Below are 15,500 nucleotides of genomic sequence, written 5' to 3' on the forward strand. Positions count from 1 at the left end.
CGGAGATCCGCGGTCACATGACGGTGCCGATGTGCCACGGGACGAACTCCTCCTCGCCGTAGCCGAGGTCCTCGCTCTTGGTGTGCTCGCCGGAGGCCACCCGCAGGATCTGCTGGAAGATCTCCTCGCCGAGCGCCTCGACGGTGGTCTCCCCGTCGATGATCCGGCCGCAGTTGACGTCCATGTCCTCGCTCATGTGCTCATACAGCGGGGTGTTGGTGGCCAGCTTCAGGCTCGGGACCGGGGCGCAGCCGAAGGCCGAGCCGCGCCCGGTGGTGAAGCAGACGACGTTGGCGCCGCCCGCGACGATGCCGGTCACCGACACCGGGTCGTAGCCGGGTGTGTCCATGAAGACGAAACCCCTGCTGGTGATCGGTGCGGCGTAGTCGACGACGTCGCGCAGCGCGGTGGTGCCGCCCTTGGCGACCGCGCCCAGCGACTTCTCCAGGATCGTGGTCAGCCCACCGGCCTTGTTGCCCGGCGACGGGTTGTTGTCCATCGAACCGCCGTTCCTGGCCGTGTAGTCCTGCCACCAGGCGATCTTGGCCAGCAGCTTCTCGCCGACCTCGCGGCTGGCGGCGCGGCGCACCAGCATGTGCTCGGCGCCGTAGATCTCGGGCGTCTCGCCGACGATGCCGGTGCCGCCGTGGGCGACGAGCCGGTCCACCGCCGCGCCCAGCGCGGGGTTGGCGGTGATGCCGGAGTAGGAGTCGGAGCCGCCGCAGTTGGTGCCCAGCACGAGTTTGCTGGCGGGCACCGTGCTGCGCCGCGCCGCATCGACGTCGGGCAGCAGTTCGGTGAGCCGGGCGACGCCCTCCCGGACGGTTCTGGTGGTGCCGCCGAGTTCCTGGATGGTGGCGGTGGTGATCGGCAGGTCCTCACGCAGGTCGACGTCCTGGGTGATCCTGACGATCTGGTTGTCCTCGCAGCCGAGGCCCAGGACGAGGAAACCGGCGAAGTTGGGGTGCGTGAGGTAGCCGCGCATCACCCGGCGCAGTACGTCGATGCCCTCGCCGTCGGGCGCCATGCCGCAGCCGGTGCCGTGGGTCAGCGCGACCACGCCGTCGACGTTCGGGAAGTCGTCCAGCACGCCGGAGAAGCGCATCTGCTGGGCGATGAGTTTCGCCGCGGTCGCCGAGCAGTTGACGCTGGTGAGCACGCCGAGGTAGTTGCGGGTGCCGACCTTGCCGTCGGAGCGCACGTAGCCCTCGAAGGTGGCGCGCTGGTCTTCCGGCAGCAGGTGCTCCGGCTGGGCGTCGACGGAGAACTCGTAGGCCCGCTCGAACTCCCGGTACTCCAGGTTGTGCAGGTGGACGTGCTCGCCGCCGGCGATGTCGCGTCCGGCGAACCCGATCACCTGGCCGTAGCGGCGCACCTCGCTGCCCGCGGCGATGTCGTGCACCGCGACCTTGTGCCCGCGTGGGACGTCGCCGCGCAGCACCACCGCGGCGGTGCCGACCCGTGCTTCGGTTCCCGCGCTCAGGTCCGCGCCGGCGATGGCGACGTCGTCCTCGTCGCGCAGGTGGATGAGGGTCGGGCTGTTCGACATGCCTGCTCCGTGTCTGATATTTCGAACGTTGGTTGATATACCGTATTCGCGCTGCTCGTCGACTGTCAACGACAGCCGTGGGGCGATGCTGCCGGACGCGTCCGCTGCCGCGAGGCCCTGGTGGGGTGGGGTGTTCCCCACCCCGAGGCGGGGGAATTCCCGTCCGAAATTCTTCGGGTTCTGCGTCGCTTTTCGGCGGGTTCGCACCATCGGAGCGGGATGCCTCGGTCCGCAAACTAGATGCATCGGCATGAACGGAGCCGACGGAATCCAGAAGCCAAACCCACAGCTGTCAGGCCGCGGACACCAGGGCCGGGTGGGCAGCACCGGAAAGGAAGAAATCCATGAAGAAGACGACGAAGGCTATTGGTATCGCAGCTGCGATCGCTGCGGGTGCTCTTGCTCCGAGCACCGCTTTCGCCGCCACCCCGGCTCCCTCCGCGGTCGTGCACATGGCCGAGGACGACAACGTCAATGTGAACCAGTCGAACAACAATTCCGGTAACGCCAATGGTGGTTCGATCAGGCAGGAGAACAACAACTCGGGCAATGCTAACGGTGGTTCGATCACCCAGAAGAACAACAACAAGGGCAACGCTAACGGTGGTTCGATCACCCAGAAGAACAACAACTCGGGCAATGCCAATGGTGGTGTGATCAAGCAGGGGAACAACAACTCCGGTAATGCCAATGGTGGGGCGATCAAGCAGGAGAACAACAACTCGGGTAACGCCAATGGTGGTGTGATCAGGCAGGAGAACAACAACTCGGGTAACGCCAATGGTGGTGTGATCAAGCAGGGGAACAACAACTCCGGTAATGCCAATGGTGGGGCGATCAAGCAGGAGAACAACAACAAGGGCAACGCCAATGGTGGTTCGATCAGGCAGGAGAACAACAACTCGGGCAACGCCAACGGTGGTTCGATCAAGCAGCACAACAACAACGCGGGCCATGTCAAGCACCACGCGCCCGCCTGGGTCCCGCACTGGGTCCCGAGCTGGGTCCCGCCGTTCTGGAACTGGGTGCCGCCGTTCTGGCACTGGGGCTATTGGTTCTGATGCCCTGATCGGCACAACCGAACAACAGATCCCAGAGGGGGTCGGGGCGGGCGTCGAGGCGCCCGCCCCGACCCCGTCGGCGTGCGTGTTGACCTCCAGCGCGGTCGAGGTGTCAACGTTCCGACATGAGCGAACACATCAGGGACGAGTGGCAGATCGGCAGCCTCGACGTCGACGAGTACCTGGCGCGCATCTCGCACCCGCGCGTCGAGCCTTCGTCGGCGGCGCTGCGCTCGCTGCACGAGGCGCACGTGCGGACCATCCCCTTCGAGAACGTCGATGCCGTCCTCGGTGCGCATCCCGGCCTGGACCTGCCCGTCATCGCCGACAAGCTGGTGCGCCGCCGCCGCGGCGGCTACTGCTTCGAGCACGCCCTGCTCTTCGCGGCCGTGCTGGAGAACCTGGGCTTTGACGTGCAGCGCCGGATGGCGCGGACCCAGCCGCACCGGCCGGGCTACCGGACGCACATGATGCTGCGGGTGCGCGTGGACGGTGAGGATCACCTGGCCGACGTCGGCTTCGGCGCCGGGATGCTCCGGCCGATGCCGCTGCGCGACGGCGTCGTGGTCGACCAGGCCGGGTGGAAGCACCGCCTGGTGCGCGATGGTGCACTGTGGACGTTGGAGAAGGAGGGCGCGGGTGGCTGGGAGGCGCTGCACTCCTCCGACGAGATGCCGCAGCACTTGACCGACTACCTGGTGGCCAACCACTTCATCGCCACCCACCCGAAGTCGCCGTTCAGCCGGAAGCTGGTGGTCATGCGGCTGGACCACGGGATCAGCCGTCGCCTGGTCGGTGACGAGCTCACCGTGGAGCACGCCGACGGACACGTCACGACAACGCGGATCACGCCCACGCAGCTCGACGACACCCTGCGACAGCTCGACGTGGTGCTGACCCCGGAGGAGCTGGCCGCGCTCCAGCGTCACCAAGAGTCCACTCTGGATCAGCTTGACTTTGAGTAATGTCGAAGTTTCAGGATGGTGGGACGACGGCACCCACTTGGAAGGAGAACGGCCATGTCCGAGCGGGCCCTGCGGTTGGGCGTCATCGTCGGAAGCACCCGGGAGGGGCGCTACGGCCGGACGGTGGCCGACTGGTTCGCCGACCTCGCCCGCCAGCACCCCGAGCTGGACGTCGACGTCATCGACCTGGCCGAGTCCAGGCTGCCGCCGGTGCACCCGGCGCAGGACACACCACCGCTGCGAGAGTTCCGCGACCGGCTGGCCGCGGCCGACGTGTTCGCGGTGATCACCCCGGAGTACAACCACGGCTACCCGGCCTCGCTGAAGTTCGCCATCGACTCGGCCTACCAGGAGTGGCACACCAAGCCGGTCGGATTCGTCTGCTACGGCGGCATTTCCGGCGGACTGCGCGCGGTGGAGCAGCTGCGCCAGGTCTTCGCCGAACTGCACGCCGTGACCGTGCGCGACACGGTCAGCTTCCACGGCGTGCACGAGTGCTTCGACGAGACCGGTATTCCGAAGGACAATGCGGTCCCGGCCGCGGCCAAGGTGCTGCTCGACCAGCTCGTGTGGTAGGCCCGGGCCACGTCGGAAGCCCGAGCGCGGCGTCCCTACCGCTGACGCAACACCGGTCGGTGTCGGTGTGGGTGGCTACGCTCGGACGTCATGAGCGACCGTCGCCTGCTGCTGGTGCACGCCCACCCCGATGACGAGTCCACGGCCACCGGGGCCACCATGGCCCGTTACTGCGCGGAGGGGGCCGCGGTGTCGTTGGTGACCTGCACCAGCGGCGAACTCGGCGAGGTCGTCGCCGACGACCTCGCGCACCTGCGCGGGAACCCGGACGCGCTGGGCGAGCACCGGCGCCAGGAGATCCGCGAGGCGCTGGCCGAGCTGGGCGACGTCCGACACCACTGGCTGGGCGGCCCGGGCCGCTGGCGGGACAGCGGCATGGCGGGGGAGGCGTCCAACGGTGCGGACGGCGCGTTCGCGGCCGCGGACCCGGTGGAGGTGACCCGCGCGATGGTGGCGGTGCTGCGGGCGGAACGACCACAGGTCGTGGTGACCTACGACGAGTTCGGCGGCTACGGCCACCCCGACCACATCGCCGCGCACCGCGCGGTCATGACGTCGCTGGACCCGGCGGCCGACCCGGACTACGCACCGGAGCTGGGCGAGCCGTGGCAGGTGGCGAAGGTGTACTGGACAGCCCTGCCGCGCTCGATCCTCAAGCAGGTCGAGGAGGCCGGGGTCGAGGGCTTCGAGCCGTACACGGTGCCGGACCAGGAGCTGACCGCGGTGCTGGACGGCCGCGCCTTCCACGCGGCCAAGCTGCGCGCGCTGCGGCGCCACCGCAGCCAGGTGAACCTGGACGACGGCGGGTTCTTCGCCTCGATCACGGCGCGCCCGGAGTTCGCCATCGAGCACTACCTGCTGGTCCGCGGCGACCGCGGCCCCGGTTCCGGCCCCTACGACTGGGAGTCGGACCTCTTCGCCGGCCTGGACGGCTGAGCGGGTCTTCATGCTTGGCAGTGGTGGTGCGGGCAGCGGCTGCGCGCCCCGTCTGCGCGCGTCCTCGGTCAAACCGATCGCGCACTAAGGGGTGTAGTCCCGGTAGGCGGCGACCAGTTGTGCCTCGGCGGCGTCGAAGTACTCGTCGAGCCGGTCGGCCGCCCGGTCCAGCTGGCCGTCGCTGATCAGGTCCGCGATCTCCCGGTTCAGCTCCAGATACGGCTCGTGGAACTCCCGCGGGCGCGACATCACGTGGAACGCCAGCCGCAGCTCGGCCAGCAGCTGGCGCATCGTCTCGTTCACCCGCGGGCTGGCGGCCAGCGCGGCCAGTGCCTCGTGGAAGCGCATGTTCGCGGTGCCGACGTCCCGCCAGCGCTCGGCCGCCGCGGCACGCTCGCCGTCACCGACCGCCCTGTCGACGGCCGCGACGAGCTCCGGCACCGACCGGTCGGCCCGGCGCACCGCGCTGGTCTCCAGCAGGCGGCGGATCCGGTAGAGGTCGATGACGTCCTCGGCGCTGAGCACGCGGACGAAGACCCCGCGGTGGAACTCGTGCACCAGCAGGCGTTCATGGACCAGCAGGCGGAACGCCTCGCGCAGCGTGTTGCGGGACACCGCCAGGGCGCGACCGGCGCTTTCCTCGGACAGCCGGGTGCCCGGGGCGAGCGCGCCGTCGATGATGCGCTGCCGGAGCACGTCGGCGACCCGTTCGGCTGTGCTGGTGCGGTCCAGCAGCGACCGGTCGGCCGCCAACAGGTCCACCCACGGGGCGGCGGTGGTCAATCGAGCTCCCCACGACGCGAGTTGATCGGGGCTCAAGTCTAACGAGGAAGTTCCACCGAGGGTATTGCAGGATTGTTCAACAATTCACTATGTTGACCGGCGCCGCGGCCCACCGCTGCGGAAGTCGTCGTCCCACACCGGCCTCGACCCGGTGATCACGCTGATCGGAGTGCCATGGCTCAGACGACCACGGCCAGAACCCCGTCCTCGGCGGCCCGGCGCAGCACGCTGCTGGGCGCCGTGTTCCTGATGGCCACCAGCGCCATCGGCCCCGGCTTCATCACCCAGACCACCGAGTTCACCATCCAGCTCGGTGCCGCCTTCGCGTTCGCCATCGTGGTGTCGATCCTGGTCGACATCGCGGTGCAGCTGAACGTCTGGCGCGTCATCGGCGTCTCCGGCATGCGCGCCCAGGACCTGGGCAACCGCGTGCTGCCCGGCGTCGGCTACGTGATGGCCGCGCTCGTCGTCTTCGGCGGGCTGGTGTTCAACGTCGGCAACGTCGCGGGCACCTCGCTGGGCCTGGACGCGATGCTGGGGCTGGACGCCAAGATCGGTGGCACCGTCTCGGCCGTCATCGCGATCGGCATCTTCCTCAGCAAGCGGGCCGGGGTGGCGATGGACCGCATCGTCGTGGTCCTCGGCGTGGTGATGATCGCGCTGACCGCCTTCGTGGCGTTCTCCTCCGCGCCGCCGGTCGGGCAGGCGCTGGTCCAGGCGGTGTGGCCGGGCGAGGTTGACTTCCTGGCCATCACCACCCTGATCGGCGGCACCGTCGGCGGCTACATCACCTACGCCGGGGCGCACCGGCTGGTCGACGCCGGGGTGACCGGGCCCGACCGGGTCGTCGATGTCAGCCGCAGCTCCGTGGTGTCCCTGCTGGTCACCGGTGTCATGCGGCTGGTGCTGTTCCTGGCCGTGCTCGGCGTGGTCGCCGGCGGCGTCACCCTGACGTCGGCCAACCCCGCGGCCGAGGCGTTCCAGCACGCGGCCGGGGAGGTGGGCCTGCGGCTGTTCGGCATGATCCTGTGGGCGGCCAGCATCACCTCGGTGGTCGGCGCCGCCTACACCTCGGTGTCGTTTCTGGTCACCTTCTCCGAGAGGCTGGCTCGCGCCCGCAACTGGCTGGTGGTGGGCTTCGTCGCGCTGTCCGCGGCGGTGTTCCTGCTGCTGGACCAGGCTCCGACCACGCTGCTGGTGCTCGCCGGGGCGCTCAACGGGCTGCTCCTGCCGGTCGGCTTCGGGGTGCTGATGTTCGTCGCGGTCCGCCGGCGCGACCTGCTCGGGGGATACCGGTACCCGTGGTGGCTGCTGATCGTGGGTGTGATCGCCTGGTTGCTGACCCTCTACCTGGGTGCGAACTCGCTCAGCGGCATTGCCGCGCTGTGGAAGTGAGGTGGACGTGGACCTCAACTCGGACCTTGCCGAAGGCTTCGGTCGCTGGGAGCTCAGCGACGACGAGGCGCTGCTGCGCATCGTCACCAGCGCGAACGTGGCCTGCGGCTACCACGCCGGGGACGCCACGGTGATCCGGCGGGCCTGCGAGCAGGCTGCCGAGCACGGCGTCGTGGTCGGCGCGCAGGTCAGCTACCGGGATCTGGCCGGGTTCGGCCGCCGGTTCATCGACGTGCCCCCGGCCGAGCTGACCAACGACGTGGTTTACCAGATCGGCGCACTCGCCGCGTTCGCCCGCGTCGCGGGCACCGAGGTCGGCTACGTCAAGCCGCACGGCGCCCTCTACAACGCGATCGTGCACCACGCGGAGCAGGCCGCCGCGGTGGTGGCGGCGATCCGCAGCTACGACCCGTCGCTGGCGGTGCTCGGCCTGCCCGGGTCGCAGTGGCTGGAGCAGGCCGAGCAGGCCGGGTTGCGGGTGTTCCGCGAAGCCTTCGCCGACCGCGCCTACACCCCCGAGGGCACCCTGGTGCCGCGGCGCGAGCCCGGCGCGGTGCTGCACGACCCGGACGAGATCGCCGAGCGCTGCCTGAAGCTGGCGGCCGGCGAGCCGATCGAGGCCATCGACGGCACCGAGATCAAGATCGAGGCCGACTCGATCTGCGTGCACGGCGACAGCCCCGGCGCGGTGGCCATCGCCGAGGCGGTGCGGAACCGGCTGGTGGCGGCCGGGGTGGAGCTGGCGCCGTTCGCCCGGCGAGGTGCGTGATGCGGTTCCTGCCCTGCGCCGACTCCGGTCTGCTCGTCGAACTGGCCGATCTCGACGCCGTGCAGGCGCTGTACGCGGTGCTCGCCGAAAACCCGCCGGACGGCGTCACGGACCTGGTCCCCGCGGCCCGCACGCTGCTGTTGCACCTCGATCCGCGGCGGGCCGACGTCCGGGCGATCGAGGCGGCGGTGCGGGCCGCCGAACCGCGCAACGGTTGGCGCACCGAAGGCGAACTGCTGGAGGTGCCGGTCGTCTACGACGGCGCGGACCTCGCCGAGGTCGCCAAGCTGACCGGGCTCACCGAACGCGAGGTGGTGCGGCAGCACACCAGTGCGGAGTGGACGGTGGCCTTCGGCGGTTTCGCGCCCGGTTTCGGCTACCTCTCCGGTGGGCCACCGGACCTGGTGGTGCCCCGGCGGACCGAGGCCCGGACGAAGGTGCCGCCCGGCTCGGTGGGGCTCGCGGGCGCGTTCAGCGGCATCTACCCGCGTGAGTCGCCCGGCGGGTGGCAGCTGATCGGCCGCACCGAGCTGGAGATCTGGCGGGTCGACCGCGATCCGCCGGCGCTGCTGCGACCGGGGGTGCGGGTGCGGTTCCAGGAGGTCGGATGAGCTGTCTGGAAGTGCTCGCCACCGGACCACTGTCGACGATCCAGGACCTGGGCCGCCCGGGGCTGGCCAACATCGGCGTGGGGCCCTCCGGCGCGGCCGACACCGGCGCGTTCCGGCTGGCCAACCGGCTGGTCGGCAACGACGAGGGCGCCGCGGCGGTGGAGGTCACTCTCGGTGGCCTGGCGGTCCGGGCGCACCGCGATCTGACCGTCGCGGTCACCGGCGCACCCTGTCCGATCACAGTGGACGGTCGCGCCGAGCCGACCAACGCCGTGCTGCGGATTCCGGCGGGCACGGAACTGCGGCTGGGCGTGCCGCCGCGGGGCCTGCGCAGCTACCTGGCCGTGCGCGGCGGGATCGCCGTGGAGCCGGTGCTGGGTTCCCGCGCCACCGACGTGCTCGCCGGGCTGGGGCCGGACCCGCTCGCGCCCGGCGCGCTCCTGCCGGTCGGGCCCGCGCCCGCGCGGTTCCCGCTGGTCGACGTGGCCCCGGTGGCGCCGTGCCCGGATGACGAGATCGTGCTGCGCGTCGAGCCCGGACCGCGCCACGACTGGTTCGCCGAGAGCGCGCTGACCACACTGGTCAGCTGCCCCTACGAGGTGACCGCCGAGAGCAACCGGATCGGCATGCGGCTGGACGGTCCGGCGCTGGAGCGCTCCCGCACCGAGGAACTGCCCAGCGAGGGCATGGTCGCCGGTGCGCTCCAGGTGCCCCCGGCCGCGCGCCCCACCCTGTTCCTCGCCGACCACCCGGTGACCGGTGGGTACCCGGTGATCGCCGTGGTTACCGCCGCGGACCTGGACAAGGCCGCCCAGGCCCGCCCCGGCCAGCGGATCCGCTTCCGCTTCACCAGGAGGAGTGCCGCCCGATGACACAGCCGCACGAGATGACCCCGGAGCAGGCCAGAGCCGCGTTCCGCGCCGGGCTCCGGGTCCCGACGTCCGGCTACAGCGCGGGCTGGACGCAGGCCAACCTGATCGCGCTGCCCCGCGAGTACGCCTACGACTTCCTGCTGTTCGCGCAGCGCAACCCGAAGTCCTGCCCGGTGCTGGACGTGACCGAGCCGGGGCAGACGAGCGCGTCGATCTTCGCCGGCGACCTGCGCACCGACCTGCCCGCCTACACCGTCTACCGGGACGGCGAGCTCGTCGAGGAGCGCACCGACGTCACCGACCTGTGGCGGGACGACCTGGTGTCGTTCCTGGTGGGCTGCAGCTTCACGTTCGAGGCGGCGCTGCTGGAGGCCGGTGTGCCGGTACGCCACGTCGAGGCGGGCCGCAACGTGCCGATGTACCGCACGAACCGGGAGTGCCGCCCGGCCGGTCGGCTGGCCGGGCCGCTGGTGGTGTCGATGCGCCCGGTCCCGGCGGAGCTGGTGTCGACGGCGGTGCGCGTGACGTCCCGCTACCCGGCGGTGCACGGGGCGCCGGTGCACATCGGAGAGCCGGCGGCGCTGGGCATCCGGGACCTCGCCGCGCCGGACTTCGGCGAGCCGGTGGAGGTCCGGCCCGGTGAGATCCCGGTGTTCTGGGCGTGCGGCGTCACGCCGCAGGCGGCGGTCATGCGCTCCAAGCCGCCGTTCGCGATCGGCCACGCTCCGGGCCACATGGCGATCACCGACGCCCGCGACAGCCGCTTCCTCGTGCCGTAGCGCCCTGGTTCGCCCGGTGCGGCGTGCCGAGGCGTCGATCTGCGCCAGCCGCCGCAGCGGTGTGGGCCTGGCCCACCACTCGAAGACCCCCGCCGGTTTGAGAAGGCGGGGGTCTTCGCACGTGGCGGTCGATACGCCGGTCGCCTCTGCGGCGATAGGCGCGACGCGGCTCCAGCCGGACGGTATTCCGCGAAGGCAACAGTTGAGGCCCGGGGGACACGGGCGCATCGACCAACCTCTCCAACGGTCCGCCGTCCCACGGTGTTCCGGTTCGGGGTGTGAGCCATCCCTCACTTGATCGAGGCGTCGTCCCGGCGGAACCCTGCCCGGCTGCCGGGGCTCCGGTGCTCCCGGCCCACGGCAGAAATCGTCCAGGCGGACGGCGCGTCGGACAGCTCATCCACGGGATCACCGTCGGAGCACCTCACGCGGGGTTCTTCCGCTCGCGGACAACGCGCGTTCGCCTGCCGGAAAGGATTCCGTGAGGATTGTCGGAAAACGGTTTGCGGCGCGCCGAAAAGGGCCTTTGGTGAATGGGAACAACACTTTTGGACGAAACGCGGAACCGGCGGTGTTGATATTCCTGGAAAAAGGGGTACGGTGACCGGCGGAAAGAAGGGGAGTAGTCCGCAATATCGCGGTCGACATGCTGGTGCGTCGAATTCGCACCCGGTCGCGGAGCCCCGGCCATCGGGGTGGGCGAGACCTTCGGCAACCGGCAGTGCTGCCGGGCCGAGGTCATGCGCACCTGCGGCCCGGCTCGAGCGGAAAGGCGGACCTCGCGTGCTGGGCAGTCTTGCGGTCAGTTCGATGGCCATCTTCCTGGCCGAACTCGGGGACAAGTCGCAACTGATGGCGCTGACCTTCGCGACCCGCTACCGCGCGTGGCAGGTGCTGCTGGGCATCACCGTCGCCACCACCCTGGTGCACGCCGTGTCGGTGGCCCTCGGGTTCGGCCTGGGCGAGCTGCTCCCGACGGAGTGGATCGCGCTGATCGCCGGCGTGGCGTTCCTGGGGTTCGCCGCGTGGACGCTGCGCGGCGACCACCTGACCGAGGACGAGAAGCGGAAGGCCACCCGGCGCGCGGGATCCGCGGTGCTCGTGGTGACGGCCGCGTTCTTCCTCGCCGAGCTCGGCGACAAGACGATGCTGGCGACGGTCACCCTCGCCACGCACCACGACTGGCTGGGCACCTGGATCGGCTCGACGGTGGGCATGGTGCTGGCCGACGCGGTGGCGATCGGCGCGGGCCTGCTGCTCGGCAGGCACCTGCCGGAGAGGGTGATCCGCTACGGTGCCGCCGCGCTGTTCGCGGTCTTCGGCGGCTGGCTGGTGGTCGACTCGCTGATCGCCCAGCTGTGACGCTGACCGGGTGCGGGACCGGGCCGCGGTGCCGCACCCGGCCGGATCAGCACCTGTCGAAGGTCACCGACGGGGAGCGGTAGACGGCCCCGGTCGAGCTCCTCGTCTCGGTGTGCACCCGGACCTGGCCGCCGGTGGTGCAGGGAGCCTTCGCGGCCAGGTTGATCTCGGTGCCGCTCTGCACCAGCTCGCCGAGCACCTTCGCCGTCGCGTCCTGCTGCTCGAACATCAGGCGCACGGTCACCGTGGCGGTGTTCCGGCAACCGATGCGGCCGCCGGTGGCGACGAGGGTGTTGCCCTCGCGCGTCGGCTGGTTGGCGAACAACGTGCAGATCGGCGCCTGCGGGCTGGCGGCGAGCGCCGGTGCGGTGGGCAGGACCGCGAAAGCGGCGAGGGCTGCTGCAGCGCTGAACAGAACGGGGGAGCGTCGCATCCGATGCCTTCTTTCGTGGCAGAAGAATTGCTGACAGGGGTGCGAAAATTCGATCACCGGGCATGACGGCTGTCAATTTTCGGTAACCCGAATCCACCTTTTTTCACCCGAGGGGGTTCGGTTTCGCGTTGGAGTGGACGTTTCCCTCGAATGCGGTTCTCGGTGGTTCGGTCCGCGGCTCCGCGCACCGCGATCGCCGCCTCGCTCGGGCACACCCGCGGAGCCTGCCCACAGCCGCACGGCAGGCCGAGGCCGCGGTCACACTCGGGTGAGATCGGTGCGGCGAGGCAACCCGTGAGCGGGTTCGGGGGTGTTCGTCAGCAGGATGTTCAGCTGTGCCCGGGAGGAGCCCGATGACCTGGATGATCTACGGCGCGAACGGCTACACCGGACGGTTGGTCGCCGACCTGGCGGTCGACCGCGGTGAACGCCCCGTGTTGGCGGGCCGCGACCCGGCCAAGGTCGCCGGGCTGGCGGTACCGCGCGGGCTGCCGTACCGGGTCTTCGACCTGGCCGATCCGGACGCGGTGGCCGAGGCGTTGCGCGGCGTGGAGGTGGTCGCGCACTGCGCCGGGCCGTTCTCGGCGACCTCGGCCCCCATGGTGGAGGGCTGTCTGCGGGCCGGTGCGCACTACCTCGACATCACTGGCGAGATCGACGTGTTCGAGGCCGTCTTCGCGCGCCACGAGCAGGCCCGCCGCGCAGGTGTGGTGCTGCTGCCCGGCGCGGGTTTCGACGTCGTGCCCACCGACTGCCTGGCCGCGATGGTCGCCGCCGAGCTGCCCACCGCCACCCACCTGGACCTGGCCTTCCACGCCACCGGCGGGGTCAGCGGCGGCACGCTCAAGAGCGCGCTGGAAGGCGCTGCGGTGGGCGGCCGGGCGCGCGTGGACGGCGCGGTGCGCAGCGTGCCGCTGGCGTGGCGGCGGCGCGAGGTCCCGTTCCCGTCCGGTTCGCGGCGGGTCGCCTCGCTGCCGTGGGGCGACGTCAGCACGGCCTACCGCAGCACCGGCATCCCCAACATCACCACGTTCGCCCACCTGCCCGGCCTGGACCGGGTCGGTCCGCGTTCGTCGCGGCTGTCGGAGCTGGTGATGCGCTCGCACGTGGTGCAGCGGCTGGGGCGGGCGATGGTCAGCGCGGTGGTGCGCGGTCCGGCCCGTGTGACGCGGTCGCGCAGCTGGGTCGAGGTGTACGCGGAGGCGACCGACTCGGAGGGACGCAGCGTGTCGGCAGCGCTCATCGGGCCGGACACCTACGACCTGACCGCCGATTCGGTGTTGCGGGCGGTGAGCGCGCTGCGCTGCGAACCCCCGGCTCCGGGCGCGCACACCCCGTCGACGGCGTTCGGTGCGGACTTCGTCCGGCGCCTGCACGGTGTGCGGATCATCGAACCCGCCCGCCGCTGACCGGCACCGCAACCCGCGGTATGGACCGTGCTGCTGCCTGCGATCGCATGGCGCGGATGTCGTAGGCGGTGCTCCACTTCTGGAGCTACTCGGCGAGGACGCGCAGCATGCCCTCCGGGCCGGTCCTGCTGTGCAGGAACTCCAGGAACGGGCCCTCGTTGGAAGGCGGTCGCAGGGACGCGAACCCGGAGCGTTCCCCGGCAAGCTCCATCCCGGTGGCCTTCGCCCAGGAACGGGCCTGCGAGCGCGGGTCCGGGCAGTCCACCACGATCGCGGCGATCGGTCCGGTGTGCGCGTAGACCCTGCGGGGTTCGAGCACGCACAGCTCGTTGCCCTCCGGGTCGGCCATCACCACCCACGGCACGTCGTCGCTCTGGTCTATGTCGGCGAAGCGGGCACCGGCGTTGAACAGCCGCTCGACGATGTGGTTCTGGTCGTCGTGCGACCCGCTGCGCAGGTCCAGGTGCACACCGTTCTTGCGGGTCTTGGCGCGCGCGCTGACCAGGAACCGCAGCGGCACGCCCAGGGCGGTGGGCCGGACGACCATCCCCTCCCGGGTGTCCAGGCGCCAGCCGAGCGCCTCGGCCCACCAACGCGCCAACCGCTCCGGTTCCCGCGCGGAGAACTCCACCACGAGCGAAGGCATGTGCCGAAGCTACGGCCTTTTCGGCGGCCGCGCAGACCCGGGCGGGTCAGCTTCGGTGCGTTTCCGCAGGTCGGCGAGCAGCACGGACAGGACGGTCTCCTCTTCGACGGCCCGGGCCGCGGTGCTCATCAGCACCGGCAGCTCCGGGTCCCACGGGGTGTCGACGGGAGAACCGACGAGGTTGGGCAGGTCGGTGCGCTGCGCGGCGGCCCGGTCGAGAGCTTCCCGGTAGTCCGCCGCCGCCATCCGCCACGGCCGGGCGTCGCGAAGTTCGAGGAGGGTGCGGGCGATGGTGACGCCGGGCCAGTCGAAGTCGCAGTGGACGTGCAGGCGCGCACCGTCGTCAACCAACCGCCGCAGCAGCATGCGTGCGGCAGTCGACGGGAGGCCTGCCACGCACACGACGGGGTGGGCGAGGTGTTCGGCCACGGCGGCCTCCAGCACGCGCGGGTGCTCGCACACCGCGATGTCCGTTCCAGCCTCGACCAGCCGCGCGGGAGCCGTGCGTAGGTCGAGCAGCGTGAGGTGCGTGGGCAGACCGAGCGCGGTGCGCTGCCGGACCCCGCGGGACCACGCGTCCGCACCGACCAGCGGCAACGCCCAGCACAGCACCGTCGCCGACACCGCATCGAGCGTGACGCCGCAGCGCTCCCACAACGCGCGCCGCTCACGCTCGTTGCTCGGCGCGTCGACACCGTGCGCCAGCGCCGCGGCCCGGAGCACGACCCGGCTCAGCGTCGTGCCGTTGTCGAGCTCCGCCGCGTCTCCGGTGCGAGCGGCCAGCGAGCTGCGCGACGTCCACTCCTGCGGCGGTTCCGCCAGCGCCAGGTGCGCCAGCACGTCCGCCGCGCGCTCCGCGATCCGCGCCAGTTCCGCGTCATCAACGCGGCCGTACTGGTGGACCCACTGGATCCACGGCTCCGCCCACGCGGCCTGCGCCAGGCCGCGCCGTTCCAGGGCCGCGCGTAGCGTCCCGCCACTCCGCTCGCGGTGTTCGTCCCGCGCCGTGGTGCCGCCGCGCTGCACGGGCCGGCCGTGCAGGATCTCCAGCACCTCGGGCAGCCCCAGCCCGAACCGGCTGCCGCGCACCGCGTCGTCCAGTCTGGACACACTGATCCGGGTGCCGTGCCCGAGCATCGGGCGGCCGTAGACCTCGCCGACGGCTCGCTGCGCCTGCGCGTCGGGCAGCTCCAGGCGGAAGGTCCGCTCACCGGCCTCCAGCGCTTCCCGCGCCCTCGCCCACAGCCCGCGCAGCGCCGCCCCGCCCCACGCGGCGCGAACCTCGTCCGCTACGCCCATGTCCGCTCCGATCGCCTCGAATCTGGTGGGAGTCCTTCGCCGTGGTGGGTTCCGC

16 protein-coding genes are annotated in these 15,500 nt (G+C 71.0%); 11 read left to right on the forward strand and 5 right to left on the reverse strand.

The genetic code is table 11. The features are described from left to right. Nucleotides 1-13: 13 nt before the first annotated feature. On the reverse strand, nt 14-1,549 hold the full coding sequence (locus tag IEY17_RS08845) for a UxaA family hydrolase (protein ID WP_188986809.1): 1,536 nt from the start codon (nt 1,547-1,549) through the stop codon (nt 14-16). Between the two features lie 344 nt (nt 1,550-1,893). Here IEY17_RS08845 and IEY17_RS08850 point away from each other — a divergent pair, with 344 nt between their 5' ends. The 4 genes from IEY17_RS08850 to mshB all read left to right on the forward strand — a co-directional run bounded on the left by IEY17_RS08850 (nt 1,894) and on the right by mshB (nt 5,087). Further along, on the forward strand, nt 1,894-2,610 hold the full coding sequence (locus tag IEY17_RS08850) for a hypothetical protein (protein WP_188986810.1): 717 nt from the start codon (nt 1,894-1,896) through the stop codon (nt 2,608-2,610). A gap of 125 nt (nt 2,611-2,735) precedes the next feature. Beyond that, nucleotides 2,736-3,575: an arylamine N-acetyltransferase family protein gene (locus tag IEY17_RS08855; RefSeq protein ID WP_188986811.1), complete on the forward strand. Its 840-nt coding sequence runs from the start codon at nt 2,736-2,738 to the stop codon at nt 3,573-3,575. Nucleotides 3,576-3,629: 54 nt separating this feature from the next. Next, nucleotides 3,630-4,151: an NADPH-dependent FMN reductase gene (locus IEY17_RS08860; RefSeq protein ID WP_188986812.1), complete on the forward strand. Its 522-nt coding sequence runs from the start codon at nt 3,630-3,632 to the stop codon at nt 4,149-4,151. A 108-nt stretch (nt 4,152-4,259) separates the two neighbouring features. Beyond that, a complete protein-coding gene (gene mshB, locus IEY17_RS08865; protein WP_188986889.1) occupies nt 4,260-5,087 on the forward strand; it encodes an N-acetyl-1-D-myo-inositol-2-amino-2-deoxy-alpha-D-glucopyranoside deacetylase in 828 nt (275 codons plus the stop codon). An 84-nt stretch (nt 5,088-5,171) separates the two neighbouring features. On the opposite strand, the gene IEY17_RS08870 is transcribed toward mshB, so the two are convergent. Further along, nucleotides 5,172-5,870 carry a GntR family transcriptional regulator gene (locus tag IEY17_RS08870; RefSeq protein WP_188986813.1) on the reverse strand — a complete coding sequence of 233 codons (699 nt, stop codon included), beginning with the start codon at nt 5,868-5,870 and terminating at the stop codon, nt 5,172-5,174. Between the two features lie 174 nt (nt 5,871-6,044). On the opposite strand from IEY17_RS08870, the gene IEY17_RS08875 reads away from it, so the two are divergent. The 6 genes from IEY17_RS08875 to IEY17_RS08900 all read left to right on the forward strand — a co-directional run bounded on the left by IEY17_RS08875 (nt 6,045) and on the right by IEY17_RS08900 (nt 11,658). Next, the gene (locus IEY17_RS08875; RefSeq protein WP_188986814.1) at nt 6,045-7,265 is read left to right on the forward strand and encodes an NRAMP family divalent metal transporter; all 1,221 of its coding nucleotides are present in this window, start codon (nt 6,045-6,047) and stop codon (nt 7,263-7,265) included. Nucleotides 7,266-7,272: 7 nt separating this feature from the next. Continuing rightward, complete coding sequence (locus IEY17_RS08880; protein ID WP_229679967.1) at nt 7,273-8,034, forward strand: LamB/YcsF family protein; 762 nt, start codon at nt 7,273-7,275, stop codon at nt 8,032-8,034. Further along, nucleotides 8,034-8,645 (forward strand): 5-oxoprolinase subunit PxpB, encoded by a 612-nt coding sequence (pxpB, locus tag IEY17_RS08885; protein ID WP_188986816.1) that lies wholly within the window; start codon nt 8,034-8,036, stop codon nt 8,643-8,645. Before IEY17_RS08880 ends, pxpB begins: the two co-directional genes overlap by 1 nt. After that, on the forward strand, nt 8,642-9,517 hold the full coding sequence (locus IEY17_RS08890) for a 5-oxoprolinase subunit C family protein (protein WP_188986817.1): 876 nt from the start codon (nt 8,642-8,644) through the stop codon (nt 9,515-9,517). Before pxpB ends, IEY17_RS08890 begins: the two co-directional genes overlap by 4 nt. 14 nt (nt 9,518-9,531) lie before the next feature. After that, nucleotides 9,532-10,296: a putative hydro-lyase gene (locus IEY17_RS08895; RefSeq protein ID WP_188986890.1), complete on the forward strand. Its 765-nt coding sequence runs from the start codon at nt 9,532-9,534 to the stop codon at nt 10,294-10,296. Nucleotides 10,297-11,106: 810 nt separating this feature from the next. Next, the gene (locus IEY17_RS08900; protein WP_188986818.1) at nt 11,107-11,658 is read left to right on the forward strand and encodes a TMEM165/GDT1 family protein; all 552 of its coding nucleotides are present in this window, start codon (nt 11,107-11,109) and stop codon (nt 11,656-11,658) included. A gap of 46 nt (nt 11,659-11,704) precedes the next feature. Here the strand turns inward: IEY17_RS08900 and IEY17_RS08905 are convergent, their stop codons facing one another. Then, complete coding sequence (locus IEY17_RS08905) at nt 11,705-12,091, reverse strand: hypothetical protein (RefSeq protein WP_188986819.1); 387 nt, start codon at nt 12,089-12,091, stop codon at nt 11,705-11,707. 353 nt (nt 12,092-12,444) lie between these two features. On the opposite strand from IEY17_RS08905, the gene IEY17_RS08910 reads away from it, so the two are divergent. Beyond that, nucleotides 12,445-13,500, forward strand: coding sequence for a saccharopine dehydrogenase family protein (locus IEY17_RS08910; RefSeq protein WP_188986820.1), 1,056 nt, complete (start codon nt 12,445-12,447; stop codon nt 13,498-13,500). 85 nt (nt 13,501-13,585) lie between these two features. Here the strand turns inward: IEY17_RS08910 and IEY17_RS08915 are convergent, their stop codons facing one another. Beyond that, nucleotides 13,586-14,146 carry a VOC family protein gene (locus IEY17_RS08915; protein WP_188986821.1) on the reverse strand — a complete coding sequence of 187 codons (561 nt, stop codon included), beginning with the start codon at nt 14,144-14,146 and terminating at the stop codon, nt 13,586-13,588. Nucleotides 14,147-14,155: 9 nt separating this feature from the next. After that, a complete protein-coding gene (locus IEY17_RS08920; protein ID WP_188986822.1) occupies nt 14,156-15,445 on the reverse strand; it encodes a TIGR02679 family protein in 1,290 nt (429 codons plus the stop codon). Nucleotides 15,446-15,500 lie beyond the last annotated feature (55 nt).

The sequence above is a fragment of the Saccharopolyspora thermophila genome (assembly GCF_014646075.1).
Taxonomy (GTDB): Bacteria; Actinomycetota; Actinomycetes; order Mycobacteriales; family Pseudonocardiaceae; genus Saccharopolyspora; species Saccharopolyspora thermophila.

Bases quoted from the DNA above. Each gene is read 5' to 3' on its own strand.
- IEY17_RS08920 (WP_188986822.1), bottom strand. From the start codon at position 15,445: ATGGGCGTAGCGGACGAGGTTCGCGCCGCGTGGGGCGGGGCGGCGCTG.
- IEY17_RS08910 (WP_188986820.1), top strand. From the start codon at position 12,445: ATGACCTGGATGATCTACGGCGCGAACGGCTACACCGGACGGTTGGTC.
- IEY17_RS08915 (WP_188986821.1), bottom strand. From the start codon at position 14,146: ATGCCTTCGCTCGTGGTGGAGTTCTCCGCGCGGGAACCGGAGCGGTTG.
- IEY17_RS08845 (WP_188986809.1), bottom strand. From the start codon at position 1,549: ATGTCGAACAGCCCGACCCTCATCCACCTGCGCGACGAGGACGACGTC.
- pxpB (WP_188986816.1), top strand. From the start codon at position 8,034: ATGCGGTTCCTGCCCTGCGCCGACTCCGGTCTGCTCGTCGAACTGGCC.
- IEY17_RS08860 (WP_188986812.1), top strand. From the start codon at position 3,630: ATGTCCGAGCGGGCCCTGCGGTTGGGCGTCATCGTCGGAAGCACCCGG.
- IEY17_RS08895 (WP_188986890.1), top strand. From the start codon at position 9,532: ATGACCCCGGAGCAGGCCAGAGCCGCGTTCCGCGCCGGGCTCCGGGTC.
- IEY17_RS08855 (WP_188986811.1), top strand. From the start codon at position 2,736: ATGAGCGAACACATCAGGGACGAGTGGCAGATCGGCAGCCTCGACGTC.
- IEY17_RS08900 (WP_188986818.1), top strand. From the start codon at position 11,107: ATGGCCATCTTCCTGGCCGAACTCGGGGACAAGTCGCAACTGATGGCG.
- IEY17_RS08875 (WP_188986814.1), top strand. From the start codon at position 6,045: ATGGCTCAGACGACCACGGCCAGAACCCCGTCCTCGGCGGCCCGGCGC.
- IEY17_RS08905 (WP_188986819.1), bottom strand. From the start codon at position 12,091: ATGCGACGCTCCCCCGTTCTGTTCAGCGCTGCAGCAGCCCTCGCCGCT.
- IEY17_RS08850 (WP_188986810.1), top strand. From the start codon at position 1,894: ATGAAGAAGACGACGAAGGCTATTGGTATCGCAGCTGCGATCGCTGCG.
- IEY17_RS08890 (WP_188986817.1), top strand. From the start codon at position 8,642: ATGAGCTGTCTGGAAGTGCTCGCCACCGGACCACTGTCGACGATCCAG.